Below are 1,865 nucleotides of genomic sequence, written 5' to 3' on the forward strand. Positions count from 1 at the left end.
CGTTGCACACGGTCAGCTTGCCCGGCACCTTCAGTTCGTTCTGCAGGTAGGTGTGGCGCAGGTACCAGCAGTACCAGGGGCCCGGCAGGTTGGTGGCATCGCCGTTCCAGAACAGCAGGTCGAACGGCACCGGCGTGTTGCCCTTGAGGTAGTTGTCGACGACGTAGYTCCACACCAGGTCGTTGGGACGCAGGAAGGAGAAGGTATTGGCCAGCTCCACCCCGCGCAGCAGCGCGCAGGGCGTGCCCGCGGCACCGCCGAGGGTGGCCTCGCGCAGCGCCACATGCGCCTCGTCGACAAAGACATCCAGCACGCCGGTATCGGCGAAATCCAGCAGCGTCGTCAGCAGCGTCAGGCTGGCCGCGGGGTGCTCGCCGCGCTGGGCCAGCACCGCCAGTGCCGTGGCGACAATGGTGCCGCCGACGCAGAAGCCGAGCACGTTGATCTGGTCCTGGCCGCTGATCTCGCGCGTGACGTCGATGGCGCGGATGGCCGCGTGCTCGATGTAGTCGTCCCAGCCCAGCTCGGCCATCGATGCGTCCGGATTGCGCCAGGACACCATGTAGACCGTATGGCCCTGCGCCACCATGTAGCTCACCAGCGAGCTTTCCGGCTGCAGATCGAGGATGTAGTACTTGTTGATGCAGGGCGGCACCAGCAGCAGCGGACGGGCAAACACCTTGTCGGTGGTGGCCTTGTACTGCAGCAGCTGGAAGTAGGCGTTCTCGTAGACCACCGCGCCTTCGGTGACCGCCACGTTGCGGCCCACTTCGAAAGCGGATTCGTCGGTCTGCGAGATCTTGCCGCGGCCCAGGTCGTCGAGCATGTTGCGCACGCCGGCACGCAGCGATTCCCCGCCCGATTCGATCAGCCGCTTCTGCGCTTCCGGATTGGTGGCGAGGAAGTTGGCCGGCGACATGGCGTCGACCCACTGCGAGACCGCGAAGCGGATGCGCTGGCGCGTCTTGGCGTCGGCTTCCACCGCGTCCGCCAACTCGTTCATGGCGCGCGCATTGATGAGGTAGAAGGCGGCCGCGTAGTGGAAGGCCGCGCTGCTGCGCCAGGCCTCGCCGGCGAAACGGCGGTCGCGCAGGGCCGTCGAGGGATTGCCGCCCCCCTCGGCCATGCCGCGCCACAGTTCGCTGAAGTCCTTCATGTAGCGCTGCTGGATGTCGGCAAGCTGGTCGGGCGCGAACTTCACGCCCGCCAGGGCGGAACCCGCCAGCGCCTCCAATCCAGGCAGGCCGGGCATGCCCTGGGGCATTGCCGCGCCGTTGCCGTTACCGTTGGCCTGTGCCTGACGGGACCATGCCAGCCATGCAGCTGGATCGAATGGCCCCGGTGCAAATGAAAACGGTTGGGACTTGTCTTCCTTGGCGGAAGCTGCCGCACCTTTGCCGGTTGCCATGATGTTTCGTCTCTCTGCCGTCACTTATTTGAAGGCTGGCCGGGCGCATGCCGCCACTGCGGACTGCCCCGCCGCCAGCCTCGAAACCGGCCCGCGCTGACGCCCTCGGCTGGTGACGCCATGCGGTATGCTTGCCGGACACGCCGCGCCGCCGACCGAAAGGTCCCGGCGAAGCCTGCGAATGCCTGCGAACTGACCTGCCTCGCAATACATTCGAGGCCATTGTTGCCTTGCAATGTTGTGCCTGTCAATGCGGAAAATTGCGCGGACCGGCGCCGCGGGCAAAATGCACCCTGCGCGCCCGGCGCCCATGCTGCGCGCCCCACCCGCACCTCGTGCCCGCCGCTCGCACCGGCCAAAGGGACGAGCTTGCCCGAGAAGGATGACGTTCTGATGTACATCGTTGCAATCGGCTGGATCTATGTGGTCCTGATGATGGCCATTACCGAGCACACCG

At 66.2% G+C, this 1,865-nt stretch carries 1 protein-coding gene and 1 pseudogene; one reads left to right on the forward strand and one right to left on the reverse strand.

Annotation, left to right across the window (positions count from 1 at the left end; all coding sequences use genetic code 11):
- Window positions 1-1,408 (reverse strand): alpha/beta fold hydrolase (locus tag AC1DO7_RS41120; RefSeq protein WP_477117558.1); only part of this gene is annotated, 1,408 nt, incomplete at its 3' end.
- A 240-nt stretch (window positions 1,409-1,648) separates the two neighbouring features.
- On the opposite strand from AC1DO7_RS41120, the pseudogene AC1DO7_RS41125 reads away from it, so the two are divergent.
- Window positions 1,649-1,865, forward strand: a pseudogene (locus AC1DO7_RS41125) (hypothetical protein); the annotation flags it as partial.

It is taken from the genome of Cupriavidus sp. 05N40, from assembly GCF_056397305.1.